Annotated in this window: 23 protein-coding genes; 9 read left to right on the forward strand and 14 right to left on the reverse strand. The window is 65.7% G+C overall.

The window, feature by feature from the left end:
- Window positions 1-64 precede the first annotated feature (64 nt).
- Both L6D77_RS04415 and L6D77_RS04420 read right to left on the reverse strand, forming a co-directional pair.
- On the reverse strand, window positions 65-1,744 hold the full coding sequence (locus L6D77_RS04415; protein ID WP_479685090.1) for a DEAD/DEAH box helicase: 1,680 nt from the start codon (window positions 1,742-1,744) through the stop codon (window positions 65-67).
- 466 nt (window positions 1,745-2,210) lie between these two features.
- A complete protein-coding gene (locus tag L6D77_RS04420; protein ID WP_232884972.1) occupies window positions 2,211-2,966 on the reverse strand; it encodes a spermidine synthase in 756 nt (251 codons plus the stop codon).
- Between the two features lie 117 nt (window positions 2,967-3,083).
- Between L6D77_RS04420 and L6D77_RS04425 the strand changes: the two genes are divergently transcribed.
- Window positions 3,084-4,430 (forward strand): class II 3-deoxy-7-phosphoheptulonate synthase, encoded by a 1,347-nt coding sequence (locus tag L6D77_RS04425; protein ID WP_232884973.1) that lies wholly within the window; start codon window positions 3,084-3,086, stop codon window positions 4,428-4,430.
- On the opposite strand, the gene L6D77_RS04430 is transcribed toward L6D77_RS04425, so the two are convergent.
- Both L6D77_RS04430 and L6D77_RS04435 read right to left on the reverse strand, forming a co-directional pair.
- Window positions 4,411-5,631 (reverse strand): winged helix-turn-helix domain-containing protein, encoded by a 1,221-nt coding sequence (locus L6D77_RS04430; protein ID WP_232884974.1) that lies wholly within the window; start codon window positions 5,629-5,631, stop codon window positions 4,411-4,413. The genes L6D77_RS04425 and L6D77_RS04430 overlap by 20 nt on opposite strands.
- Before the next feature lie 138 nt (window positions 5,632-5,769).
- A complete protein-coding gene (locus L6D77_RS04435; RefSeq protein WP_232884975.1) occupies window positions 5,770-5,988 on the reverse strand; it encodes a DUF1127 domain-containing protein in 219 nt (72 codons plus the stop codon).
- Window positions 5,989-6,084: 96 nt separating this feature from the next.
- Here L6D77_RS04435 and L6D77_RS04440 point away from each other — a divergent pair, with 96 nt between their 5' ends.
- Entirely contained in the window at window positions 6,085-6,936 is an 852-nt protein-coding gene (locus tag L6D77_RS04440; protein ID WP_232884976.1) for a LysR substrate-binding domain-containing protein, read from the forward strand.
- A 50-nt stretch (window positions 6,937-6,986) separates the two neighbouring features.
- Here L6D77_RS04440 and L6D77_RS04445 read toward each other — a convergent pair whose 3' ends face one another.
- Window positions 6,987-7,736, reverse strand: a complete 750-nt coding sequence (locus tag L6D77_RS04445) for a sulfite exporter TauE/SafE family protein (protein WP_232884977.1) — start codon at window positions 7,734-7,736, stop codon at window positions 6,987-6,989.
- Between the two features lie 115 nt (window positions 7,737-7,851).
- Between L6D77_RS04445 and L6D77_RS04450 the strand changes: the two genes are divergently transcribed.
- The 3 genes from L6D77_RS04450 to L6D77_RS04460 all read left to right on the forward strand — a co-directional run bounded on the left by L6D77_RS04450 (window position 7,852) and on the right by L6D77_RS04460 (window position 9,889).
- The gene (locus L6D77_RS04450; RefSeq protein ID WP_232884978.1) at window positions 7,852-8,808 is read left to right on the forward strand and encodes a LysR family transcriptional regulator; all 957 of its coding nucleotides are present in this window, start codon (window positions 7,852-7,854) and stop codon (window positions 8,806-8,808) included.
- Between the two features lie 55 nt (window positions 8,809-8,863).
- Entirely contained in the window at window positions 8,864-9,319 is a 456-nt protein-coding gene (locus tag L6D77_RS04455) for a MarR family winged helix-turn-helix transcriptional regulator (protein WP_232884979.1), read from the forward strand.
- A gap of 141 nt (window positions 9,320-9,460) precedes the next feature.
- Entirely contained in the window at window positions 9,461-9,889 is a 429-nt protein-coding gene (locus tag L6D77_RS04460) for an organic hydroperoxide resistance protein (RefSeq protein WP_023632623.1), read from the forward strand.
- A 181-nt stretch (window positions 9,890-10,070) separates the two neighbouring features.
- Here L6D77_RS04460 and efp read toward each other — a convergent pair whose 3' ends face one another.
- On the reverse strand, window positions 10,071-10,640 hold the full coding sequence (efp, locus tag L6D77_RS04465; RefSeq protein WP_060483780.1) for an elongation factor P: 570 nt from the start codon (window positions 10,638-10,640) through the stop codon (window positions 10,071-10,073).
- Window positions 10,641-10,688: 48 nt separating this feature from the next.
- On the reverse strand, window positions 10,689-11,807 hold the full coding sequence (gene earP, locus L6D77_RS04470) for an elongation factor P maturation arginine rhamnosyltransferase EarP (RefSeq protein WP_232884980.1): 1,119 nt from the start codon (window positions 11,805-11,807) through the stop codon (window positions 10,689-10,691).
- Window positions 11,808-11,941: 134 nt separating this feature from the next.
- Between earP and L6D77_RS04475 the strand changes: the two genes are divergently transcribed.
- Window positions 11,942-12,340, forward strand: a complete 399-nt coding sequence (locus tag L6D77_RS04475) for a hypothetical protein (protein WP_232884981.1) — start codon at window positions 11,942-11,944, stop codon at window positions 12,338-12,340.
- A 1-nt stretch (window position 12,341) separates the two neighbouring features.
- On the forward strand, window positions 12,342-12,824 hold the full coding sequence (locus L6D77_RS04480) for a GreA/GreB family elongation factor (protein WP_232884982.1): 483 nt from the start codon (window positions 12,342-12,344) through the stop codon (window positions 12,822-12,824).
- Between the two features lie 178 nt (window positions 12,825-13,002).
- On the opposite strand, the gene L6D77_RS04485 is transcribed toward L6D77_RS04480, so the two are convergent.
- Window positions 13,003-13,929, reverse strand: coding sequence for a LysR family transcriptional regulator (locus L6D77_RS04485; RefSeq protein WP_232884983.1), 927 nt, complete (start codon window positions 13,927-13,929; stop codon window positions 13,003-13,005).
- A gap of 118 nt (window positions 13,930-14,047) precedes the next feature.
- Between L6D77_RS04485 and L6D77_RS04490 the strand changes: the two genes are divergently transcribed.
- Entirely contained in the window at window positions 14,048-14,803 is a 756-nt protein-coding gene (locus tag L6D77_RS04490; RefSeq protein WP_232885020.1) for a 3-oxoacyl-ACP reductase family protein, read from the forward strand.
- A 123-nt stretch (window positions 14,804-14,926) separates the two neighbouring features.
- Here L6D77_RS04490 and L6D77_RS04495 read toward each other — a convergent pair whose 3' ends face one another.
- Window positions 14,927-15,808, reverse strand: a complete 882-nt coding sequence (locus L6D77_RS04495) for a LysR substrate-binding domain-containing protein (RefSeq protein WP_232884984.1) — start codon at window positions 15,806-15,808, stop codon at window positions 14,927-14,929.
- Between the two features lie 107 nt (window positions 15,809-15,915).
- Between L6D77_RS04495 and L6D77_RS04500 the strand changes: the two genes are divergently transcribed.
- Window positions 15,916-17,106, forward strand: coding sequence for an MFS transporter (locus L6D77_RS04500; RefSeq protein ID WP_232884985.1), 1,191 nt, complete (start codon window positions 15,916-15,918; stop codon window positions 17,104-17,106).
- 73 nt (window positions 17,107-17,179) lie between these two features.
- Here L6D77_RS04500 and L6D77_RS04505 read toward each other — a convergent pair whose 3' ends face one another.
- From L6D77_RS04505 to L6D77_RS04525, 5 genes are read right to left on the reverse strand one after another with little or no spacing between them, the layout of a single operon-like run.
- Window positions 17,180-18,529: a TolC family outer membrane protein gene (locus L6D77_RS04505; RefSeq protein ID WP_373870567.1), complete on the reverse strand. Its 1,350-nt coding sequence runs from the start codon at window positions 18,527-18,529 to the stop codon at window positions 17,180-17,182.
- 9 nt (window positions 18,530-18,538) lie between these two features.
- Complete coding sequence (locus L6D77_RS04510) at window positions 18,539-19,831, reverse strand: HlyD family type I secretion periplasmic adaptor subunit (protein WP_232884986.1); 1,293 nt, start codon at window positions 19,829-19,831, stop codon at window positions 18,539-18,541.
- On the reverse strand, window positions 19,828-21,549 hold the full coding sequence (locus L6D77_RS04515; protein ID WP_232884987.1) for a type I secretion system permease/ATPase: 1,722 nt from the start codon (window positions 21,547-21,549) through the stop codon (window positions 19,828-19,830). The genes L6D77_RS04510 and L6D77_RS04515 overlap by 4 nt, the downstream gene beginning before the upstream one ends.
- Before the next feature lie 44 nt (window positions 21,550-21,593).
- Window positions 21,594-21,971: an AprI/Inh family metalloprotease inhibitor gene (locus tag L6D77_RS04520; RefSeq protein WP_232884988.1), complete on the reverse strand. Its 378-nt coding sequence runs from the start codon at window positions 21,969-21,971 to the stop codon at window positions 21,594-21,596.
- 54 nt (window positions 21,972-22,025) lie between these two features.
- On the reverse strand, window positions 22,026-23,483 hold the full coding sequence (locus L6D77_RS04525; protein ID WP_232884989.1) for a serralysin family metalloprotease: 1,458 nt from the start codon (window positions 23,481-23,483) through the stop codon (window positions 22,026-22,028).
- Window positions 23,484-23,716: the final 233 nt, after the last annotated feature.

A 23,716-nucleotide genomic window follows, 5' to 3' on the forward strand; every position in this document is an offset into this window, starting at 1 on the left:
CCCGATTCTCAGGCAAAAAAAATCCCCGGCCTAGACCGGGGATTTTTTCATTACAGCGCCAGGATCAGTCCTCGCGGTAGCGGCGCAGCTTGAGCTGCTTACCGGCTACGCGGGTGTCCTTGAGCTTGGTCAGCAGACGCTCCAGGCCATCTTCCGGCAGCTCGACCAGGCTGAAGCTGTCGCGTACCTGGATGCGGCCGATGGCGTCACGCGCCAGGCCACCTTCGTTGAGGATCGCGCCCAGCAGGTTCTTGGCGGCGATACCGTCACGGGCACCCAGGGCAGTACGGCAACGCACACGGCCTTCGGCCAGCGGCATCGGCGCACGGCGCTCACGGTCACCACTGCGCTCGCTGCGCTCACCACGGTCGGCACGCTCGGTGCGCTCGCGCGGGGTGTGGGTCGGCACCAGCGGCTGCTCGCGCTCGACCGAAGCCAGGTCCAGGGCTTGGCCGTTGGTGGCTTTGCGCAGCAGGGCCGAAGCCAGTGCACGCGCGCTGCAACCCAGGTCGGCGGTCAGGCGGTCGAACAGCTCGCCGTGGCTGGCCTCGGACTCGGCCACCAGCGGCGCCAGGCTCTTGGTCAGCTTCTTGATGCGTGCATCGAGCACCGCTTGCGGGTTAGGCAGGCGGGCTTCGGCGACTTTCTGGCCGGTCACACGCTCGATGACCTGCAGCATGCGGCGCTCACGCGGGGTGACCAGCAGCAGCGCACGGCCTTCGCGACCGGCACGGCCGGTACGGCCGATACGGTGCACGTAGGACTCCGGGTCGTACGGCATGTCAACGTTGAACACGTGGGTGATGCGCGGTACGTCCAGGCCACGGGCAGCGACGTCGGTGGCGACAACGATGTCCAGGCGGCCATCCTTGAGCGAGTCGATCACGCGCTCACGCTGGTTCTGGGCGATGTCGCCGTTCAGCGCGGCAGCCTTGTAGCCCTTGGCTTCCAGTGCGGCGGCCAGGTCCAGGGTGGCTTGCTTGGTACGCACGAAGGCGATCAGCGCGTCGAACTCTTCCACTTCCAGCAGGCGCAGAACAGCCGGGATCTTCTGGTCGGCATGGACCATCAGGTGGGCCTGGTCGATCGCGGTGACGGTCTGGGTCTTGCTCTGGATCTTGACGTGCTTCGGCTCGCGCAGATGGCGCTCGGCGATCGAACGGATCGAAGACGGCAGGGTGGCGGAGAACAGCACGGTCTGGCGCGAGGCCGGGATGGCGTCGAAGATCACTTCGAGGTCGTCCATGAAGCCGAGCTTGAGCATCTCGTCCGCTTCGTCCAGTACCAGGTACTGCACGGTGGACAGGACTTTCTCGTCGCGACGCAGGTGGTCGCACAGGCGGCCAGGGGTGGCAACGACGATTTGCGCGCCGTTACGGATGGCACGCAGTTGTGGGCCCATCGGGGCACCACCGTAGACAGCCACTACGTTAACGCCCGGCATCTGCTTGGCGTAGGTTTCGAATGCGGTAGCAACTTGCAGCGCCAACTCACGGGTTGGCGCCAGGATCAGGGCTTGCGGTTCGCGCTTGCTCACGTCGATCTTGTTGAGGATCGGCAGGGCGAAGGCAGCGGTCTTGCCGGTGCCAGTCTGCGCCTGGCCGATCATGTCGTGACCGGCGAGGATGATCGGGATCGACTGTTGCTGAATGGCCGACGGCTCTTCGTAGCCGGTGGCCACAACGGCAGCAACAATATTCGGATTGAGTTCGAGAGCGGCGAATCCGCCGGTTTCCTGGGTCATGGGTCTGCCTCTAAAGTGCATCCGCAAAGACCCATGCTCCAAAACTGCACATGCCTTGAAAGACCAAACGGTCACCCAGGCAGCTTTGGCGGCGGGGATTTGCGAAAACGATGGAAAAAGGGAACGTCTTGGGAAAGTCCGACTAGCGGACGCGCAGCCGAAGCTGGGTTCGGAGGATTTGCACCACCTGATTTGAGGTCCGCTAAAAGACCGGCGCGTACTATATACGAAATTGCCTGCAACCGTGAGAAATATTTCAGCGGGAAAGGCCAGTATGTGGCCACTGCTTCGCCCTGGCTGAAACGTTTCCCTGTAGGAGCGGCCTTGTGCCGCGAAAGGGCCGCAAAGCGGCCCCCGACAATCTTGTGGTGGGTACACATCCTGGGGCCGCTCTGCGGCCCTTTCCGGCCGGTCCGGCGCCCCGGCAAGGCCGCTCCTACACAGATCGCGTTGGCCTGCGACCCTGTCAGGTTGCCGGCCTTACGGCCTTGATCAGGTACTCCAGCGAATACCCCAAGCGAGGCGCCAGCGACTCGGCCCGGGCGCGCAGGCTGTCGATGTCCAGCTGCTGATCCAGGTCGGCGGGCACCAGCAGGATCACATTGCCCTCCTTCACCGGCAGCTCCCAGTAATGGCGGTGATACAGCCCGCGCAACAAGGCGGCGCCCAGCGGCCGGCCGTCATCGCTGGCCCACTGGTTGATCACCAGCCAGCCACCCGGGTTGAGCTGCTTCTGGCAGTTCTCCAGGAACGTCCAGGCCAGGTGGCCGACACCGGGACCATGGTCGGTGTACAGGTCGACAAAGATCAGATCGGCCTTTTCCGCCGTTGGCAGCAGCTCGATGGCGTCGCCCACCCGTACATACAGACGCGGGTCATCGTCCAGGCCCATGAACTCCATGGCCAGGCGCGGCACGTCGGGGCGCAGCTCGATGGCCTCGACATCGTCCAGCGGCAGGTACTTAAGGCAAGCTTGGGTCAGGGTGCCGGCGCCGAGGCCAAGGAACAGCGCACTCTCGGGCTGTTCATGGCACAGCGCGCCAACCAGCATGGCGCGGGTGTAGTCGTACTCCAGCCAGCTGGGGTCGGCGGTGAAGGTGCAGCTCTGCTCGATGGCGTCGCCGAACTCGAGGAAGCGGTAGTCCTCCACCTCGTACACGCTGATGACGCCGAAGGCATCCTCCACCCGTGCCAGCAGCCGCTCTTCCCGCTCCGTCGCCATCCCACCACCGCCCGCGCAAAACGCGCATTGTCCGCCAATGCCGGTGGTGCAACAAGCACGTCGGCGGCTGTACCATGGCAGCTACGCCTGAACCGACACTTATAGATAGAGCCCGTGATGACCCAACCCTGGAGCCCTGACAGCTGGCGCGCCCTGCCGATCCAGCAGCAACCCGTCTACCCGGACGCCGCCCACCTGCTGAAGGTGGAGCAGACGCTGGCCAGCTATCCACCGCTGGTGTTCGCCGGCGAGGCCCGTGAGCTGCGCCGGCAGTTCGCCGAGGTCACCCAGGGCCGGGCGTTCCTGCTCCAGGGCGGCGACTGTGCCGAAAGCTTCGCCGAGTTCTCGGCGGCGAAAATCCGCGACACCTTCAAGGTGCTGCTGCAGATGGCCATCGTCATGACCTTCGCTGCCGGCTGCCCGGTGGTCAAGGTCGGGCGCATGGCCGGCCAGTTCGCCAAGCCGCGCTCGGCCAACGACGAAACCATCGGCAACGTCACCCTGCCGGCCTATCGGGGCGATATCGTCAACGGCATCGGCTTCGACGCCGCCAGCCGCATCCCCGACCCCGAGCGCCTGTTGCAGGCCTACCACCAGGCCACGGCCAGCCTCAACCTGCTGCGCGCCTTCGCCCAGGGTGGGTTTGCCGACCTGCACCAGGTGCACAAGTGGAACCTGGACTTCATCGCCAACTCGGCGCTGGCCGACAAGTACCACCAACTGGCCAACCGCATCGACGAAACCCTGGCGTTCATGCGTGCCTGCGGCCTGGATACCGCGCCACAGCTGCGCGAAACCAGCTTCTTCACCGCCCACGAAGCGCTGCTGCTCAACTATGAAGAAGCCTTCGTACGCCAGGACAGCCTGACCGGCGATTACTACGACTGCTCGGCGCACATGCTGTGGATCGGCGACCGCACCCGCCAGCTGGACGGTGCCCATGTCGAGTTCCTGCGCGGCGTGCACAACCCGATCGGGGTGAAGGTGGGGCCAAGCATGAACCCCGAAGAGCTGATTCGCCTGATCGACGTGCTCAACCCGGACAACGACCCGGGCCGCCTGAACCTGATCGTGCGCATGGGCGCAGGCAAGGTTGGCGCGCACCTGCCGGGGCTGATCCGCACCGTCGAGCGCGAGGGGCGCAAGGTGCTGTGGAGCTCCGACCCGATGCACGGCAATACCATCAAGGCCAGCAGCGGCTACAAGACCCGTGACTTCGCGCAGATCCTCGACGAGGTCAAGCAGTTCTTCCAGGTGCATCAGGCCGAGGGCAGCCATGCCGGCGGCATCCATATCGAGATGACCGGGCAGAACGTCACCGAATGCATCGGCGGTGCCCGGCCGATCACCGAGGACGCCCTGTCCGATCGCTACCACACCCATTGCGACCCGCGCATGAACGCCGATCAGTCGCTGGAGCTGGCGTTCCTGATCGCCGAAACCCTCAAGCAGGTGCGCCGCTGAGCAAGGCCTGACGCAGCCGGCTGCCCTCGCCACGGGGGCAGTTGAGCTGCACCTGCGCAAGCCCCAGCCAGCCGGCCAGGCGCCGCAACTCGATGGCCAGCGCCTGGTAGCCCTCCTCGTCCAGCCCTCGATCCTCTTCATGCACCGCATGTACCGCCAGCCGACCATGGCCACGTTCGGCGCGCAGGTCCAGGCGCGCGGCAATGCGCTCGCGGTGCAGGAAAGGCAGCACGTAATAGCCGTACACCCGCTTGTGCGCAGGGGTGTAGATCTCCAGCCGGTAGCGGAAGTCGAACAACCGCTCGGTGCGGCTGCGCTCCCAGACCAGCGAATCGAACGGCGACAGCAAGGCGCTGGTGTGGATACGCCGGGGGATTCGCGGCGTGCCCGCCAGGTAGGCCGGCTGCTTCCAGCCCTGAACCGAGCACGCCTGCAAGCGCCCGTCCGCCAGCAATTCGGCCAGGGCGGCCTTGCTTTGCTGGGGTGACAGGCGAAAGTAATCGCGCAGGTCCTGCTCGGTGGCCACGCCGAGCGCGTTGGCGGCTTGCAGCAGCAGGCCCTGATGGGCTTCGGCCTCGCTGGGCACGGGCTGGTCGAGAATGGCCGCTGGCAGCACCCGTTCGGGCAGGTCATACAGGCGCTCGAAGCCGCGGCGCCCAGCCACCGTCACCTCGCCTGCGGCGAACAACCATTCCAGCGCGTGCTTCTCTTCGCTCCAGTCCCACCAGGGGCCGGCGCGCTCCTCGCGGGTCGACAGGCTGCCAGCGCCCAGTGCACCGCGCTCGCACACTGCCGCCAGTACGCGCTCGATCACCTCGGGACGCTCACGGCCAAAGGCCGCGAGCTGGCGGTAGATGCCCTTGCCCTCACGGGCTTGAGCCATGCGCCAGCGCATCAGCGGATAGAGCGCCAGTGGCAGCAACGAAGCCTCGTGCCCCCAGTACTCGAACAGCCGGCGCTGGCGACGCGTGCCCCAGGCGAGCTGGTCCAGCGACGCCTGTGGGTAGTCGCCCAGGCGCGAGAACAGCGGCAGGTAGTGGGAACGCACCAGGGCGTTGACCGAGTCGATCTGCACGACGCCCAGGCGCTGGAAGGTGCGGTTGAGGCTGGCCGGCGTGGCCGGGGTATCGGGAGACTTGCCAAAACCTTGAGCGCACAGCGCCAGGCGGCGGGCCTGCTGGATGGACAGTTCGAGGGGCAAAGCCTGTCACTCCGATTGATCTGCAACCCTTCTAGTGTCTGCACCATAGCATTCGCGGCCAAAGCCGCTCCCACAGGTTCAGCGAGTACCTGTGGCAGCGGCTTTAGCCGCGAAGAAGCCAGCGAGGTCTTCAGCCTCTCACTTACGCAGCGGGTCCTCCCAGAAGTGGCGGTCGGCTTCCTGCTGGATATCCGCGCGCGACAGCCCCAGGTCGTGCAGCGTCGCATCGCTCAGGCGCGCCAGTTCATCGCGCTGGCGGTGCAACTCGTACCAGCGCAGGAACAGCCCGCCGGCATCGTGAAGCCAATGGTTCAGGGTCGACACAGGTTGGTGAGCAGCATTGAAATGACCTTTCATCTTGACGCCCTCCTTGTGGATGGCTTCAGTCTCTGCCCAGGCCTAAGATCAATCCAACGAATGTTTCTGATGCCATGCATCTCGGAGATTGATGCAATGTCCCAGTATCAGAGTCTCGATGCCGACGTGCTGCGCACCTTCGTCGCCATCGCCGAGCAAGGCGGCTTCACCCGCGCCGGTGAAGTGGTCAACCGCACCCAGTCGGCGGTCAGCATGCAGATGAAACGCCTGGAGGAAGACATCCTGCAGCGCCAGCTGTTCGAGCGCGACGGCCGCCAGGTGCGCCTGACCGCCGAGGGCGAGGTGCTGCTGGGCTACGCCCGGCGCATCCTCAAGCTGCATGGCGAAGTGTTCAATACCCTGCGCATGCCGCACATGGTCGGGGTGGTGCGCATCGGCACACCCGACGACTACGCCATGCGCTACCTGCCCGGCATCCTCACCCGCTTCGCCCAGGCCTACCCGCTGATCCATGTCGAGGTGCACTGCGACTCGTCGAAACAGCTGATGCTGCGCCAGGACCTGGACCTGACCATCGTCACCCGCGAACCGGGCAACGAAGTTGGCCAGCTACTGCGCCAGGAACGGCTGGTGTGGGCGGCGGCCCGAGGGTACTGCCCACAGGAACAGCGGCCGATGCCGCTGGCGCTGTTCAACACCGACTGTTTCTGCCGCGCCTGGACCTGCAATGCCCTGGAGCAACAGGGCATCGAATACCGCATCGCCTACACCAGCCCCAGCCTGGCGGCGATTTTCGCCATCGTCAGCGCCGGGCTGGCGGTGACCGCGCAGTTGCACAGCCTGGTCGGCGGCGAGCTGCGCATCCTGAGTGAGGAAGATGGCCTGCCGCAGCTGCACATGGCCAATGTGATGCTGCTGCGCAACGCGCAGCAGCAGTCGCCGATCACCGACTGCATGGCCGAGTACATCGTCGAGGGGTTCAAGTGACCTAAGCCGCTCCTACAGCGGACGTGCAACAGGTGCAGCGGCCCCTGCAATCAAAGCTCGAAACCGAGCATCACCGCACACACCACCAGGAACACACAGAACAGCGCGCGCAACACCTTCTCCGGCAACGCATGGGCCAGTTTCACCCCCCAGCTGATGCTGAGCAGCCCACCCACCGCCAACGGGATACCGACGCTCCAGTCCACGCTCTGATGCACCCCGTAGGTGAGCAAGGTCACCGTGGTACTCGGTGCCGCCAGCGCCAGCGACAAGCCCTGGGCCACCACCTGGGTGGTGCCGAACACACTGGTCAGGATCGGCGTGGCCACCACCGCCCCACCCACACCGAACAACCCGCCCATGGTCCCGGCGAAGCTGCCCAGCACGCCCAGCCATGGCCAGGGATAGCGCAATTCATTGCTCGGCGGCCGCACCCGCAGGAACATCCGCGCCACGTTCCACACCGCCAGCGCCACCAGGAAACCGACAAAGCCCAGGCGCATCGACTGGGCATCGATGCCCACCGCCCAGATCGAGCCCAGCCAGGCAAAAAGGAAGCTGCACAGCGACAATGGCACGGCATGGCGCAGCTCGATGCGGTTGCGCTGGTGGTAGCGCCACAGCGCCAGCAGCACGTTCGGCACCACCATCACCAGCGCGGTGCCCTGGGCCAGTTGCTGGTCAAGGCCAAACAGCACGCCCAGTGCCGGAATGGCGATCAACCCGCCACCGATGCCGAACAGCCCGCCCATGGTGCCTAACGCGGCGCCCAACACGATATACATCAACCACTCGATCATCAGCGCCTCATCCGCACACCTGCAAAGAATCAACGCATGCTACCCAGTCGCGGCTGGCGGGGAAACGCACAGCAGCGCACAATGGCTGTGCGCAATACGCATAAGCAGACCCGCCATGAGCCCCGATATCCTCACCGAACAACTGAGCCTGTTCCTCGACGTGCTGGAAACCGGCAGTTTCTCTGCCGCCGCCCGCCGCCACCCCTTGACCCCATCAGCCGTGGCCCGGCGCATCGACAACCTGGAAAGCGCCGTCGGCAGCCGTCTGTTCGCCCGCAGCACCCACGCCGTGCGCCCCACGCCCGCCGGTAACGCTTTCGCCGAGCGGGCCCGGCGCATCATCGAAGAGTTGCGCCTTGCCCGTGCCGAGGCGGTGTCGCTGAGCAACGCCCCCGAGGGGCTGATTCGTATCGATGCCCCGGCGGCCTTCGGTCGCCGCCACCTGGCCCCGGCCATCGCCGACTTCCTGGTGGCCTACCCCGGGCTCGACGTGCAGTTACGCCTGATCGACAGCTTTGTCGACCTGCACGGCAGCCACCTGGGCGAAGTAGACCTGGTACTGCGCGCCGGCCCCCTGGCCGACACCCGCCTGGTGGCCACGCCCCTGGCCTACATGGTGCGGATCGCCTGCGCCAGCCCTGGGTACCTGGCCAGCCGTGGCGTGCCCGCCTGCCCCAGCGAGCTGCCCGGGCATGACGGCCTCGACTGGGACGGCCTGGCGCCGCCGTTCGCCTGGCGCTTCACGGTCGATGGCCAGGCGCGCCTGTACCGGCCCACGCGCATGCGCATGACCGCCAACAATGCCGAAACCCTGCTGTTCGGCGCACTGGGCGGCCTGGGCATCGCCCACCTGCCCACCTGGCTGATCAGCGACTACCTGCTGCGCGGCGAACTGCTGCCACTGTTCTGCGACAACGGCCTGCCTGAGCCTGAGAGCAGTGGCATCTATGCGCTGCGCCTGGAACATGAAACGAACTCTCGCAGCCGCTTGCTGCTCGAATTCCTCAAGAGCCGCTTCAGCCCGGTGCCCCCCTGGGACCTGGCGCTGCGCAGCGAGCTGCGCTGGCAATGAGCGCGCCAACCTTCAGCGTGCTAGATTTTCCCCTACACCGATTTCAAGGACCTGCATGAACGCCACCCCCCAAGCCCCCTGCGACGAGCTGCTGCTGGACAACCAGGTCTGCTTCGCCCTGCATTCGACGTCGCTGCTGATGACCAAGGTCTACAAACCCCTGCTGCAGGCGCTGGGCCTCACCTACCCGCAGTACCTGGCCATGCTGGTGCTGTGGGAACAGGACGGCATGACAGTGGGCGAGATCAGCCAGCACCTGCTCACCGACCCCGGCTCGCTCACCCCGCTGCTCAAGCGCCTGGAAAGCGAAGGCCTGCTCAAGCGCACCCGCAGCCGTGAAGACGAACGGGTGGTGCTGGTGCAGCTGACCGACAAGGGCCGTGCCCTGCAACAGCAAGCCCGCGACGTGCCGCACTGCATCCTCAAGGCCAGCGGCCGCACGGTCGAGCAACTGGCCAAGCTGCAGGCAGAACTGATCGAACTGCGCGCGAACCTGCAAGAAAACCTCTGACGACTATGCTGGGTGGTGGCCGTTCGGACGAGTGGCCGAACATTTAGCTTGCGCACAAACTAATTGCGCGCTAAGTTCTGTCCCGTACCCACCCAGCGCCCCTTCCATCAACGGGCGCACAGCATATGAACGAGGCTCAAGATGCAAAAGGTCACTCCGCTGTACATCGCAGAAGCCACTTCCACCGGCGGTCGCGACGGTAAATCCCGCTCCAGCGACGGCAAGCTGGAAGTCAAGCTGAGCACCCCTAAAGAGCTGGGCGGCGCTGGCGGTGACGGCACCAACCCCGAGCAGATGTTCGCCGCCGGCTACTCGGCCTGCTTCATCGGCGCCCTGAAATTCGTCGCCGGCCAGGAGAAAAAGGCCCTGCCGGCCGATGCCTCGATTACCGCCAAGGTGGGTATCGGGCAGATCCCCGGTGGCTTCGGCCTGGACATCGACCTGCACATCAACCTGCCGGGCCTGGCCCAGGCCGATGCCGAAGGTTTGGTGGAGAAGGCGCACAAGGTCTGCCCTTACTCCAACGCCACCCGCGGCAATGTGGATGTGCGGTTGCATGTGACGGTCTAAACATTGCGCGGGGCCGCTACGCGCCCCATTCGCCGGCAAGCCGGCTCCCACCTACAGCGTAAGCCCAAGCCTTGCGCTAACCCTGTGGGAGCCGGCTTGCAGGCGATGAAAGCGACGCCGTTTCACAGGCACAAAAAAAACCCGGCCAAGGCCGGGTTTTTCGTGCTCATCGCAAGAAGCATTACTTCTTGGAACGGCCCTTGAAGCTGTTGTCGCGAGTGTCGATGTCGATCCACTCGTCGATCTGGATGAAGTCGGCAACCGAGATCTCGGTACCGTTCTTCAGCTTGGCCGGCTTCATGACCTTGCCCGAGGTGTCGCCGCGAGCAGCGTTCTCGGTGTAGACAACCTGACGGCTGATGGTGGTCGGCAGTTCTACCGATACCAGGCGGCCTTCGAAGAACACGGCTTCGCAGATGTCTTCCATGCCTTCTTCGATGTACGGCAGAACGGCGTCGATGTCTTCGGCGTTCAGTTCGTACATGGTGTAGTCGGTGGTGTCCATGAAGGTGTACGAGTCACCGCTGATGAACGACAGGGTCGCTTCTTTGCGATCCAGGATCACGTCGTCCAGCTTGTCGTCCGCACCGTATACGGTTTCGGTCTTGTAGCCGGTCAGCAGGTTCTTCAGCTTGGTCTTCATGATCGCGCTGTTACGGCCCGACTTGGTGAACTCAGCTTTTTGAACCAGCCACGGGTCGTTATCGATCCGCAGTACGGTACCGGGTTTCAGCTCTTTACCAGTTTTCATTACGAAGTATCCGAATCTGGATGGATTTATAAAAATCGAGGCCGCGTATCATAGCGAATTTCGGTAAAACTGTACCAGCCTCGTGGCAAGGTCCGGCTGAGCGGCCTGTTCGGCGCACCACTGGCGGGCGTGGGCGCGCAATTCATCCCAGTGCGGCTGCAGCGCTTGCCAGGCATGCCCCATCGGCTGGTCCATGTTCCAGGCACGCCACATGGCGGTCAGCGCCTGGCCGGCGGCGTCCGACAGCCCGCGACGGTAAATGGCCAGGAAGGCTTCGAGTTTTTCCCAGTGGGCGTTCTCGTCCTGGACGTAGATGTGCCACAGCATCGGCGCGCCGGCCCATTGCGCGCGCACGAACGAATCCTCGCCGCGCACGGCGTTGAAGTCGCAGCTCCACAGCAGCCTGTCGTAATCGTCCTGGCTGACGAACGGCAGCACCTGCACGGTCAAGGCGCCGCGCCGGTGCAACGCCCCCACGGGCAGCTCCGGCTCGCCCAGCCAGCGGCCCAGGTCACCCAGGATGCGCCCTTGCGGCACCAGCAGGTGGACAGGCTGCCCATCGGCCGCCAGCACATCCAGCCAGTTGCCCAGTTGTGGGTTCTCGTAGGCGAACAGTGAGATCAGCCGCGCGCCTTGTTGGGGGGCAATGCCCAACCCGGCCAGGAAGCTCGTGCGCTCGAACGCCTCACGGCGTGGCAGCAACGAGGCTTCGCGCAACAGTCCACCGGTTTTTTCGGTGAAGCCCGGGAAGAAGAAAATCTTGCGCAGCCCGTTGGCCTGCGGAGAAGGCAGCCCATGGCAGCCCTCGACCCAGTCTTCGGCACTCAGGTAGTCCAGGTTCAGCCACAGGGGCGGCTTGGGCCGGCGGGCCATGGCCTCGACAAACGCCATCGGCAACTGGCAGGCAAAGGCCCCGATCACCACTTGAGCAGGCTCCGCGCCCTGCCATTCGGCGGCCCAGCGGCGCACCTCGACGCCCTCCTGCCATTGCTGCCCGGCATTGCAGTCCAGCGCCGGGCACAGGCGTGCGAAGGACTGCGGGTCATCCACCCACAGGCGCACGGCCAGCCCATGCTCGGCCACCAACTGGCGGGCCAGGCGCCAGGTCACGCCGATGTCACCATAGTTGTCGACGACCGTGCAGAAGATGTCCCAGGTGGTTTTCATCGCCACGTCCCGTTACCTGCAAAAAAGACCGCGAATTCTGCGCACAAATGCGCGCCGACAAAAGCGCCGCGCTAAAAAAACCTGCCACGCCATGCGACAATGCCGCCATCGATCCGCCCTGCCAGGAGGCCGCCATGCCCCGCCCCCGCGAACTGAAGATCACCCTCAAGCCCGTGCAGCTGATCCTGTGCGTCGCCTTCGGCCTGTGGCTGGGCGCCGTCGCTATCGCCCTGAGCCTGTGGCTGGCCCTGCGCCTGTGGCCGGAACAGGTGCAGCCGGTGGCCCAGGCGGTGGCACCCGCCATTGCCCAGCCCGCCCCCGCCGCTGCGCCCGTGCAACCGGGGGATGCCCAGGCGCAGATGTTCGAACGCTACAAGGACATCCTGCACCAGCAGGAACTGCAACAGGCGGCTGAAACGGCCGAGCGAAGCCCCCGTAATCTGAATAACCCCAAGTGCCAGTTCTGGCTGCAGCAGAACCGTACCGCGCCGACCGACAAGAGCCAGGCCAACGTGCTGGAGTTCTGCTACTGAGATGAACAAGACCAGCCTGCTGCAGCGCATCATCGCCACCCTCGAACACGACATGGAAGTGCTGCGCCAGGCAGCCCAGACTGCCTACGAAACGGCCACCGCCGAAGAGAACATCGCCGAGAACAAATACGACACCCTGGGGCTGGAGGCGTCCTATCTCGCCACCGGCCAGGCCCGGCGCACCGCCGAGATCCGCCAGGCGCTGCTGACCTATCAACAACTGGTGCTGCGTGACTACGACCCGGCGCGGGGCATCCAGATCGGCTGCCTGGTGACACTGGAAGACGAAGACGGCCGCCAGCGCCTGCTGTTCCTCGGGCCTGAAGGGGCCGGGCTGAAGATTGGCGAGGGCGATGCCCTGGTGACGGTGATCACCCCGCGTGCGCCGCTGGGGCAGCAACTGGTGGGCAAGAAGCTGGATGACGAGGTGAGCCTGGTGGTGAATGGGGTGGCGCAGGTGCAGTTCATCGTCGCTGTTGCCTGAACTGCCTGCTCAGCGGTGTGTAGGAGCGGCCTTGTGCCGCGAAAGGGCTGCACAGCAGCCCCGGCAATTTATGTGGTAACGCTAAAAACCGGGGCCGCTGTGCGGCCCTTTCGCGGCACAAGGCCGCTCCTACAGAAAAACCGCGCAAGGCAGTTGCTCCCACAGAGTCCCGCGCTAATCATTGCAACGCATTGAACCGCCCCGCCAACCCCTGTTCGGCAAACTGCTCGACCACAAAATCGATGAACGCCCGGGTCTTGCCCGGCAACAGCTTGTGTTCGGCGTAATACAGGCTGATGTTGCCATCGTCCACGTACCAGTCCGGCAGCACCCGCTGCAGCCTGCCCTCGGTCAGGTACGGCAGCGCAAACGGCAAGCTCACCAGGGCAATGCCCAGCGCCTGCCCGGCCACGGCGCAGGCGGCATCGGAGTCGCTCATGGTCATGCTCTGCGGCAATTGCAGCGGGCACTGTTCCTGCCAACGGCTGGTCAGCGGCCAGGCCCGCACGCGGCCGGTCTGCGGCGAACGGATCAGGATGCCTTCATGCTGCGCTAACGCGCTGGGATGCTCGATCGGCGGGTGCCGCTGCAGGTACGCCGGCGCCGCCACCAGCACCCGGTGCGCCGGGGTCAGTTTGCGCGCCACCACCCCCAGCGGCAGCTCGAAACCACCGCCGATGGCGGCATCGAAGCCCTGCCCGATCAGGTCGACCTGGCGGTTGTCGAAATGCCAGTCCGGGGTAATCGCGGGATAACGCCTTAGAAACTCCCCCAACAGCGGCAGTACATACAGCCGCCCGAACACTGTGCCCATGCTCACCCTTAGCACGCCCGCCGGCTGGCCCTCGGCGCTGGCCAGGTTGGCCATGGCGTACTGGATAGTGCGCAAGCTGTCGCTGACCTCCCCCAGAAAACGTTGCCCCGCCTCGGTCAGGGTCAGCTTGCGGGTACTACGCTGGAACAACCGCACGCCCAGGCGCGCCTCAAGCTGGGCGACGTTCTTGCCGACCGCCGCCGGGGTCAGCGACAGGCGCCGGGCGGCTTCGGCGAAGCTGCCCACTTCAGCGCTGCGGACAAAGCATTCAAGGTGACTGAACGATTCCATGGCTTGGATTCTCAACCAACGGTTTACTCAGATGATCGTGATTACCATCTTATCAGTGGGTAATCATCGGTCGATACTGCGCCCATCCAAGGCAACCTGCCTTGCTTGAATACTGGAGATCAGCATGTCCCAAGCACTTCCCCTGAGCGGCAAAGTGGCCCTGGTCCAGGGCGGTTCCCGTGGCATCGGCGCGGCCATCGTGCGCCGCCTGGCCCGCGACGGCGCCAAGGTAGCATTCACCTATGTCAGCTCGGCCGCCACCGCCGAAGCCCTGGCCGGCGAGATCAACAACGCCGGCGGCCAGGCCCTGGCACTGCGCGCCGACAGCGCCGAGGCCGCTGCCGTGCAGCAGGCCGTGGCCGACACGGCCAAAGCCTTCGGCGGGCTCGATATCCTGGTCAACAATGCCGGCGTGCTGGCGGTGGCGCCGGTGGCCGAGTTCGACCTGGCCGATTTCGACCGCATCCTGGCAGTCAATGTGCGCAGCGTGTTCGTCGCCACCCAGGCCGCAGCGAAACACATGGGCCAGGGCGGGCGGGTCATCAACATCGGCAGCACCAACGCCGAACGCATGCCGTTTGCCGGCGGCGCGCCCTATGCCATGAGCAAGTCGGCGTTGGTCGGCCTGACCAAAGGCCTGGCCCGTGACCTGGGGCCGCAGGGCATCACCGTGAACAACGTACAGCCCGGGCCGGTGGACACCGACATGAACCCGGCCAGCGGCGACTTCGCCGACAGCCTGATCCCGCTGATGGCCATCGGGCGGTATGGGCATGTGGAGGAAATCGCCAGCTTCGTGGCCTACCTGGCCGGGCCGGAGGCGGGGTATATCACCGGCGCCAGCTTGACGGCCGATGGTGGGTTTGCGGCCTGAGGCAAACTTAGCCTGTGCTGGCCTCATCGCTGGCAAGCCAGCTCCCACAAGGGTCAGGCAATAGCACATCACCCTGTGGGAGCCGGCTTGCCGGCGATGAGGCCAGCACAGGCAGCAACACCCTCAGCCATCTGAACCCAAGCTCTGCTCCATCACCTCCAGAAACGCCCGCGCCGCGGGCGTCGGGCTGGGCGACCATACCGCATACAAATGCCGCACCGGCGCATCGCGCAACGGCACCACCGCCACCCCGCCAAACCCCCGGGCAATCCGCTCCGGCACCAGCCCCACGGCCATGCCGCGCTGGACGAACTTTTCCACCAGGCGAATATGGCCGATCTCGAACTGCACCCGATGCACCAACCCCGCCGCCTGGAACGCTTCGTCGGTCTGCCGGCGCGCGCCAGTGCCTTCGGGGAAGTCCACCAGCACCTCGGCGGCCAAATCCGCCAGGGCCAACCGTGCCGTGCCCGCCAGGGCATGCGTAGGGGGCAGCACCGCCACCAGCTCTTCGCGCGCCAGCAGGCGATGCTGCACACCCTGCAGCACTTCGCCCTGCCACAACCCCACAAACCCTACGTCCAGGCGCCGCTCGCACACATCGGCCATCAGCAGCTCGCTCTTGGCGGTCAGCCAGCGCACGTCCACGTCCGGGTGGCGGCGATGGAACACGGCCAACAGGTCGACCAGGTCGAGCGCGGTGAGCGAACTGATTTCACCGATCGACAGCCGCCCGCGCACCTGGCCACAGGCAGCGGCCACGTCATCGGCAATGCGCCTGGCGGCCTCCACCGCCGGCCGCGCGCTGAGCACGAAGGCTTCACCGGCGTGGGTCAGGCGCACCCGCCGCGAGCTGCGCTCGAACAGGCTCACGCCCAGTTGTGCCTCCAGCCGCGCCACCTGGTGGCTGAGCGCCGACTGCACCACATGGCAGCGCTCGGCGGCACGGGTGAAACTGCCGGTGTCGGCCACCGCCAGGGCGTATTCAAGCTGCTTGAGATTCATCGATTTATCTTATTTCGAGATGGATAAGCTGAAAACTATACATTGGCGTCATGCCAGACACTTCCTGATACTGGTCGCCATTCCACCTTGCCTGCCACGAGACAACCATGAACACCCCCACTCTCAGCCGCGCCCTGATCCTGCTGATGGCCACCGCCACCGGGCTGGCCGTGGCCAGCAACTACTACGCCCAACCGCTGCTGCACAGCATCGCCGAGCAGTTCGGCCTGAGCACCGCCGGCGCCGGCACCATCGTCATCGCCGCCCAGCTCAGCTATGGCGCCGGCCTGTTGTTGCTGGCGCCCCTGGGTGACCTGTTCGAACAGCGCCGGCTGATCGTGACCATGGTGCTGATCGCCACCGCCGGCCTGGTCATCAGCGCCTGTGCACCGAGCCTGCCCTGGCTGATCCTTGGCACCGCGCTCACCGGGCTGTTCTCGGTGGTGGCGCAGATCCTGGTGCCGATGGCTGCCGCCCTGAGCGCCCCTGACCAGCGCGGCCGCGCCGTGGGCACGCTGATGAGCGGCCTGCTGCTGGGCATTCTGCTGGCCCGTACCGCCGCCGGCTTCATGGCCGAGCTGGGCGGCTGGCGCAGCATCTACGTGCTGGCCGCGGTGCTGATGGCGATTACCGCCCTCGCCCTCTACCGCAGCCTGCCACAGCACCACAGCCACGCCGGGCTCAAGTACCCGGCACTGATCGGCTCGGTGTTCCGCCTGTTCATCGAAGAGCCGGTGCTGCGCCTGCGTTCACTGCTCGGCTTGCTGGCGTTCAGCCTGTTCGCGCTGTTCTGGACGCCGCTGGCATTCCTGCTGAGCAGCCCGCCGTACCACTATTCCGACGCCGTGATCGGCCTGTTCGGCCTGGCCGGCGCGGCCGGGGCGCTGGCGGCCAACTGGGCCGGGCGCCTGGCCGACCGCGGCAAGGGTTCGCTGGGCACCACCGTGGGCCTGGTGGCGCTGCTGCTGTCGTGGCTGCCGCTGGGCTTTGCGCAAAGCTCGCTGGCGGCGCTGCTGCTGGGCGTGCTGCTGCTGGACCTGGCGGTGCAACTAGTGCACGTGAGCAACCAGAATGCGGTGATCGTGCTACGCCCTGAAGCGCGTACACGGCTCAATGCCGGCTACATCACCTGCTATTTCATCGGCGGCGCGCTGGGGTCGTTGCTGGGGACGCAGTTGTTCCAGCTGTATGGCTGGAACGGGATCGTCGCCGCCGGGGTGGTGATCGGCGCCGTGGCGCTGGCGGTGTGGGGGTTGGCCGAGCGCAAACGGGTCAAGGCGGCGCCTGCGCCTGCATGAGGGACTTGCACGCTCCTACAACGGACGAGCAAGCCCATTAAGTGGGAGACGGCGATGAAGCCCACGCAGCTGTTCAGGCCCCACCCACACCAAACGCCTCATCCACCCGCGCCAGCTGCGTCTCGCTCAACACCCCCGCCTGGTAATGCAATTTGATCCATGCCAGCAGGTAGTCATACCGCGCCTGGGCCAGGTCGCGGCGGGTGGTGGCCAGCTGCTGCTCGGCATTGAGCACATCCAGGTTGACCCGCTCGCCGCCCTGCACGCTCTTGCGCGTCGACACCACCAACGCCTCGGCCGCCACCAGCGCCCGCTGGTAGGCACGCAGGCGGCTGGCCCCGGACTGGCAGGCGTTGTACTGCCTGCGCAGCTCGATCAGGGTGCTGCGGGTAGTGCCGTCCATGGCGTACTCGGCCTGTTCCAGGTGCCGGCTGGCCTGGCGGGTCGAGGCCGAGACGGCGCCACCGGCGAAGATCGGCACACTGACCTCGATGCCCACGGTATTGGTGTCGTAGCGCTGGTTATAGGTATTGCCGCTGTCCGACTCCTGGCGCCGCGAGGTGGCAAACGCGGTGACCCTGGGCAGGTGCCCGGCGCGGTTGCGCTCCACTTCGTGACGCGCCACCTCCACCGCCTGGCGCGAGGACGCCAGCTGTGGGTTGTTGGCCACGGCCCGTTCCTGCCAGGCGTCATAGCCACTCGGCTCGACCGGCGGCAGGACGAAGCCGGCCTGCAGCGGCGCCAGGTCCTCGACCCGCACCGCCGGCTCGCCGATCAACGCACCCAGCTCGCGCAGCGCGGCATCCTGCTCGTTGCGCGCCTGGATCTCCTCGGCATCGGCCAACTCGAAACGGGCCTGGGCTTCGAGGATGTCGGTGCGGGTGCCTTCGCCCGCATCGAACAGCCGTTGGTTCTGCTGGAACTGCTGGCGGTAGGCCTGCTTGCTGGCCACGCTGATGGCGATCTGGTCCTGGGCGAACAGCGCCTGGGTATAGCTGGTCATCACCCGCACCAACAGTTGCTGGCTCTGATCGCGGAAGCTCTCGTCGGCGAACAGCGCCTGGGCCACGCCCTTGCGGTAGCTCGCATAGGCTTCGTAGTCGAACAGCGGCTGCTGCAGGATGAAGCTCGACCCCATGCTGTTGTAGTTGCGGTCCTCGGTCTGGCGCCGCGAATCCCCCAGGTAGGACACCTCGGAATCGTTGCGGCCGCGGTTGTAACTGTACGTCAGGCTCGGCAGCAGCCCGGCACGGCCAATGTCGCGGTAGGCCTGGCCGGCCTCGTGCTCCTTGAAAGCGGCCAGGTAGGTCGGGTCGCGGCGCAGCGCCTGCTCGTAGACCTGGAACGGCCCCATGGCCGCTTGCGCGGCCGCCGGCAGCCAGGCACAGGCCGCCAGCAGCCCGATCAATTGCAGCTTGTTCACACGCAGTCCTTATTGTTCGGTCAAGGCGCTGCCTGCACGGTCGAGCAGGGGCTTGAACAGGTAGTTGAGCAACGAGCGTTCGCCGGTACGCACGAACAGTTCGGCCGGCATGCCGGGGCGGATCGACAACCCTTGCAGGCGTGCCAGCGCCGCGTCGCTGACGCTGCTGCGCAGTACGTAATACGGCTGGCCGGTACGTTCGTCGATCAGCTGGTCGGCCGACACCAATGCCACTTCGCCGGTCACCCGGGGCGTGCGGTTCTGGTTGAAGGCGGTGAACAGGATGTCCACCGGCAGCTGTGGCGCCACCTTGTCCACCAGGTTGACCGGCAGGCGCCCTTCCACCTCCAGGGCGGTGCCCTGGGGGACGATTTCCAGCAAGGTGTCGCCGGCACGCACCACCGCGCCCTCGGTGTGCACGCCCAGGTTCACCGCAATGCCATCGGCCGGGGCGAGGATCTCGCTGTGCTGCAGGTCGAAATGCGCGGAGTTGAGCTGCTGTTCGAGCGTCGCCGCTTTCACCTGGGCCTCGGCCAGCTGGCTGCGCACTTCTTTCTGGTACTCCTCGCGGCGCTGCTGCAGGTTGAGCCGCGCCTCGACGATCACCTGTTCGAGCCGCGCGCTTTCGCCAGCGTTCTGCGCCAGGTCGCGCTGCACCTGCGACAGTTGGCGCTGGTACTCCAGCACCCGGTTGCGCGGGATGTAACCCTCGCCGGCCAGCGGGCGCAGGCTGTCCAGTTGCTCGCGCAACGAATCGGCCTGGGCCTGCAGGTCGCCCCGGGCGCGGCGCATGCCGGCCAGCTGGGCCTGGGAGCCGTCGATGCTGGCGGCCAGGGCGCCCTGCTCGCGGGCCTGGGCCTGGCGCCGGCTGTCGAACAGCTGGCGCTGGCCTTCAAGGATCAGCCCCAGCCTGGGGTCGGCATCGGCGCTGAGCTCGGCGGGAAACTGCAACTGGCCGAGGTTGTCGCGCTCGCTCTGCCAGCGCGCCAGGCTGGCGCGGGTCATGCGGTACTGGGCCTGCAACGCGTCGACATCGGCCTGCACCTGGGTGCGGTCGAGACGAAACAGCGGCTCGCCCTGGCGCACCTGTTGGCCTTCGCTGACCAGGATCCGGCTGACCACGCCGGCCGCCATGGACTGCACCGCCTTGCGCTTGCCCGACACCACCACCGTGCCCTGCACCGGCACGCCCTGATCGAGCGGCGCCAGGCTGGCCCAGGCCATGAACCCGCCAAAGCCGACCAGGGTCAGCAGCCAACCCAGGCGCACATGGAAACGCGCATCGCGCTCATGCCGGCTCATGCGCCACCTCCGGCCTGCAACGGGCGTTGCGCCGGGCCCTGGCCAAGGGCATGCAGAATGTCACGGGCCGGGCCGAAGCCTTGCATGCGTCCTTCGTTGAGCACCAGCAGTTTGTCGGCCTGGGCCAGCGCCGCGCTGCGATGCGTCACCAGCACCACGGTGCGGCCCTGGGCCTTGAGCTGCATCAGGGCGCTGGCCAGGGCGGCTTCGCCGTGGCTGTCGAGGTTGGAGTTGGGTTCGTCGAGCACGATCAGGCACGGGTTGCCATACAGCGCGCGGGCCAGGGCAATGCGTTGCTTCTGCCCGCCGGACAGGTCGGCGCCCGCCTCGCCCAGGCGGGTGTCGTAGCCCTGGGGCAGGCGCAGGATCAGCTCGTGCACCCCCGCCAGGCGCGCGGCCTCGACCACCTTGGGGCCATCCAGCTCGCCGAAGCGGGCGATGTTCTCGGCAATGCTGCCGCGCAGCAGCTCGATGTTCTGCGGCAGGTAGCCGATGTGCGGGCCGAGGGCCTCGCGGTCCCACTGCGTGAGCTCGGCGCCATCCAGGCGCACGTGGCCGGCCAGCGTCGGCCATACGCCCACCAATACCTTGGCCAGGGTCGACTTGCCCGAGCCCGAGGCACCGAGCACACCCAGCAACTCACCCGGCGCCAGGCTCAAGCTCACCTGCTGCAGCGTGGCCAGGTTGCGCCCGGGCGGGCCGGCGCTGAGCTGCTCCACCGCCAGGGCACCGGCGGGTGCCGGCAACGGCATCGGCGCCGGCGGCTCGGGGTGCTCGCGCAACAGGCTGTCGAGGCGCTGGTAGGCCAGTTGGGCGCCGCTCCACTGCTTCCACACCGCGATCAGCTGGTCGATCGGGCTGAGCACCCGGCCCATGAGGATGGAGCCGGCGATCATCATGCCGGGGGTCATCTGCCCTTCGATCACCAGCAGCGCGCCCAGGCCCAGTACCAGCGACTGCAGGCACAGGCGCAGGCCCTTGCTGCTGGCGGTGATCACCGCCGAGGTGTCGCTGGCGCGGTTCTGCAGGTCGAGGAAGCGCCCGTGCAGGGTGAACCAGCGCTGGCGCAGGGCGCCGAGCATGCCCATGGCCTGGATGCTTTCGGCGCTTTGCAGCTGGCTGCCGGCCAGCAGGGTCGATTGCTGCTGTACGTTGCTGGCCTCGGCCAGGGTGGCATGGGTCAGGCGTTCGTTGAGCACGGCCAGGCCGACCAGCAGCAGCGCACCGACCGTGGCCATCACCCCGAGCCACACATTGAAGAGGTAGATCACCGCCAGGTAGAGGGGGAACCAGGGGGCATCGAAGAAGGCGAACAACGCAGGCCCGGTGACGAACTGGCGCAGTTGGGTGAGGTCGTTCAACGCTTGCCCGGCGGCACCATCACGCTGGCGCAAGTTACGCTCGAAGGCCGCGCGGTACACACGCAGGTTGAAACTTTTCTCCAACTGGTTACCCACGCGGATAACAATGAAACTGCGTACTGCTTCCAGCGCACCGATATAAACGAAAAAGCCGACGACCATTAACGTCAGCATCCATAACGTGGTGGTGTTCTGCGAACTCAGTACACGGTCGTACACTTGCAACATATAAATGGACGGCACCAACATCAATAGATTGATGAGTGCGGTAAAACAGCCGACGCTGATCAAGGTCGACTTGTAATTGCCCAGCGCCGCCCACAAGGGCGCCCCGGGCTTATGGCTCGGTAGTTTCATGTTTCGCCCTGCTTGCCTGGAACGTTTGACGTTACAGGCGGGGGTTATTTGTCCAGGCGCTCGAGCACCAGTTGCTTGCCGTCAGGGGCGGTCCAGGCGTAGCGCTGGACGCTTTCGCGGCTGAAGTGCACCACGCTGCTGCCGTCAGCGCCCACCAGGGCCAGGGTGTCGGGGGTCACCAGCCAGCTGCCTGGGCGCACACCCAGCAGGCCCTCGGCGCAATCGAGGTCACCTGCAAGCTTGCCTTCGCTGGCTTGCAGGCTCAGGTCGCAGGCCTGGGCCTGCTGTTGTACGGGGTATAACTGCCAACGGCCGGCCAGTTGCGCGGCGTTGGGGAGTAACAGGCTGCTCGCCATGGCTACCTCGGTCATCGACATCAGCGTGATCGCGGCCTGCGCGACCCTTCGCAAGGTTGAATTCATCTGCCTGCCTCATCAAGGCAAGGGGCGACGCGCAAGCACCGCCCCCTTGTTGCATCAGACCACGATGTCAGTGACAGCGGCCTGGCCAACGGTGGTCACCAGGAAATCGCCGAGGCTGTTCCCGGTGAAGTCGATGGCCAGGCTGCCCAGGTTGGTCGCCTGGTCGTAGCTCAGCACCGCCTCGCCGGCATGGCCGGTGAAGGCGTTGACGAACTGCAGCGGCAGCTTGCCCACGGCAAAGGCGGCAATGCCCGACAGGTCGATCTTGTCCTGGCCGCTGGTGAAGTCCATGATCCGGTCCGGTGCCGCCTTGGCCGAATCACTGACCGCGCCGAACACGAAGGTGTCCGCGCCCGCACCGCCCCACAGGGTATCGGCACCGCCCCCGCCATAGATGATGTCGTTGCCGGCCCCGCCCTTGAGCAGGTTGGCCACGGCATTGCCGATCAGCAGGTCGTTGCCCGAACCGCCGAAGGCATTCTCCACGGTGACGCCCTTGGCGATGGACACGTTGCCGACCATGCCGCCCACGTCGGAGAACGACGCCTCGTTGAGGTTGATCTTCTGGTTCTGGGTGAACCCGGAGAAGTCCAGGGTGTCATTGCCGCCGCCGTCCCACACCGCGAACACCACCTTGGACACCGCCGAGGTCGCCGAGTAGAAGTCGCGATCGGCAGTGGAGTTGAAGCCATACACCGTGTCGCCCGAACGGGTTGCGTAGTTGGCGCCGTAGAGTTTCTGGATCGCCGCGATATCGTCCACCAGCGGCGCCGAGGCGTAGTACTGCCCGCCGCCCTTGACGAAGTTCTGCGCGGTGTTGCTCTCGCTCCAGTAGCTCATGACGCTGTAGCCGCGGGTATCCTGGGCGTAGGTGGCGTCGCGGTAGGTCGGGTTGCCATTGCCGGCGTTGTAGTCGCCGGGGTGGGACAACCCGAGCACGTGGCCGATCTCGTGGGTGAGGGTCTGGCGCCCGTAGTTGCCGGTGCCCGGAGTGGTGTTGACCTGGTAGCCGCTGTTGATCAGGTACCAGGATTCACCCTTGTGCGAGCCCGGCTGGTCGAATGGCAGGTAGGCGAAGGCCGCGCCGCCGTCGTTGGCGCTGTAGTTGCCGAAGGTCATGTGACCGTCGCCGCCCGATGCCGCCTCGGTAAAGGTTACCTTGGCCACATCCGCCCAGGACTGCATGGCGAGCTTGGCCTGGTCCTTCTGCAGGCTGCTGAACTGGCTGAAGCTGCCCAGTTCGCGGCTGTAGAAGTCCGACGGTGCGCGGGTGAGGAAGGTGTAGGTGAGGCTGATGGTGCCGTCCTTATTCAGGTCTTTCCAGGCCGCACCATCGCGCAGGATGAAATCGGCCGCCTGGTCGACGGTATAGGACGGTTTGCCGTTGATGTTGGCGCCGCCGCGATCGTACTGATGGGCGAAGCTGTCGATCAAACCGGCCCCGGTACTCGGCCCGTGCGGTTGTAACGCAGAAGTGGCCGAAACACTGGCATTAACTTTGACTTTCGACATGCAGGTTACTTCCTTGTTTACAAACAAGCGTTGATGTCAGACAGGAGTCTCCCACTTGGCGAGTTCATCCTGTCACTCGCCCTTATGAGGCGCAAAAAAACTGACACATATTGAAACTTTCTGTCCAGCGTTTTCTGACAGTCTTTTTTCGTTTGTGAACACCGACACTGTCATGCCGTTATTTGCGCAAACTGTTATTACCCCGGCAAACCTCGATAAAACCATGAGTCCCG

It is taken from the genome of Pseudomonas parasichuanensis, from assembly GCF_021601385.1.
GTDB classification, from domain to species: Bacteria; Pseudomonadota; Gammaproteobacteria; order Pseudomonadales; family Pseudomonadaceae; genus Aquipseudomonas; species Aquipseudomonas parasichuanensis.

What these genes read in the sequence shown, in the direction of transcription:
- L6D77_RS04440 (WP_232884976.1), top strand. Translation starts at nt 6,085, where the DNA reads ATGTCCCAGTATCAGAGTCTCGATGCCGACGTGCTGCGCACCTTCGTC.
- L6D77_RS04425 (WP_232884973.1), top strand. Translation starts at nt 3,084, where the DNA reads ATGACCCAACCCTGGAGCCCTGACAGCTGGCGCGCCCTGCCGATCCAG.
- L6D77_RS04480 (WP_232884982.1), top strand. Translation starts at nt 12,342, where the DNA reads ATGAACAAGACCAGCCTGCTGCAGCGCATCATCGCCACCCTCGAACAC.
- L6D77_RS04515 (WP_232884987.1), bottom strand. Translation starts at nt 21,549, where the DNA reads ATGAAACTACCGAGCCATAAGCCCGGGGCGCCCTTGTGGGCGGCGCTG.
- L6D77_RS04445 (WP_232884977.1), bottom strand. Translation starts at nt 7,736, where the DNA reads ATGATCGAGTGGTTGATGTATATCGTGTTGGGCGCCGCGTTAGGCACC.
- L6D77_RS04485 (WP_232884983.1), bottom strand. Translation starts at nt 13,929, where the DNA reads ATGGAATCGTTCAGTCACCTTGAATGCTTTGTCCGCAGCGCTGAAGTG.
- earP (WP_232884980.1), bottom strand. Translation starts at nt 11,807, where the DNA reads ATGAAAACCACCTGGGACATCTTCTGCACGGTCGTCGACAACTATGGT.
- L6D77_RS04525 (WP_232884989.1), bottom strand. Translation starts at nt 23,483, where the DNA reads ATGTCGAAAGTCAAAGTTAATGCCAGTGTTTCGGCCACTTCTGCGTTA.
- L6D77_RS04495 (WP_232884984.1), bottom strand. Translation starts at nt 15,808, where the DNA reads ATGAATCTCAAGCAGCTTGAATACGCCCTGGCGGTGGCCGACACCGGC.
- L6D77_RS04500 (WP_232884985.1), top strand. Translation starts at nt 15,916, where the DNA reads ATGAACACCCCCACTCTCAGCCGCGCCCTGATCCTGCTGATGGCCACC.
- L6D77_RS04415 (WP_479685090.1), bottom strand. Translation starts at nt 1,744, where the DNA reads ATGACCCAGGAAACCGGCGGATTCGCCGCTCTCGAACTCAATCCGAAT.
- L6D77_RS04520 (WP_232884988.1), bottom strand. Translation starts at nt 21,971, where the DNA reads ATGAATTCAACCTTGCGAAGGGTCGCGCAGGCCGCGATCACGCTGATG.
- L6D77_RS04450 (WP_232884978.1), top strand. Translation starts at nt 7,852, where the DNA reads ATGAGCCCCGATATCCTCACCGAACAACTGAGCCTGTTCCTCGACGTG.
- L6D77_RS04460 (WP_023632623.1), top strand. Translation starts at nt 9,461, where the DNA reads ATGCAAAAGGTCACTCCGCTGTACATCGCAGAAGCCACTTCCACCGGC.
- efp (WP_060483780.1), bottom strand. Translation starts at nt 10,640, where the DNA reads ATGAAAACTGGTAAAGAGCTGAAACCCGGTACCGTACTGCGGATCGAT.
- L6D77_RS04420 (WP_232884972.1), bottom strand. Translation starts at nt 2,966, where the DNA reads ATGGCGACGGAGCGGGAAGAGCGGCTGCTGGCACGGGTGGAGGATGCC.
- L6D77_RS04510 (WP_232884986.1), bottom strand. Translation starts at nt 19,831, where the DNA reads ATGAGCCGGCATGAGCGCGATGCGCGTTTCCATGTGCGCCTGGGTTGG.
- L6D77_RS04475 (WP_232884981.1), top strand. Translation starts at nt 11,942, where the DNA reads ATGCCCCGCCCCCGCGAACTGAAGATCACCCTCAAGCCCGTGCAGCTG.
- L6D77_RS04435 (WP_232884975.1), bottom strand. Translation starts at nt 5,988, where the DNA reads ATGAAAGGTCATTTCAATGCTGCTCACCAACCTGTGTCGACCCTGAAC.
- L6D77_RS04455 (WP_232884979.1), top strand. Translation starts at nt 8,864, where the DNA reads ATGAACGCCACCCCCCAAGCCCCCTGCGACGAGCTGCTGCTGGACAAC.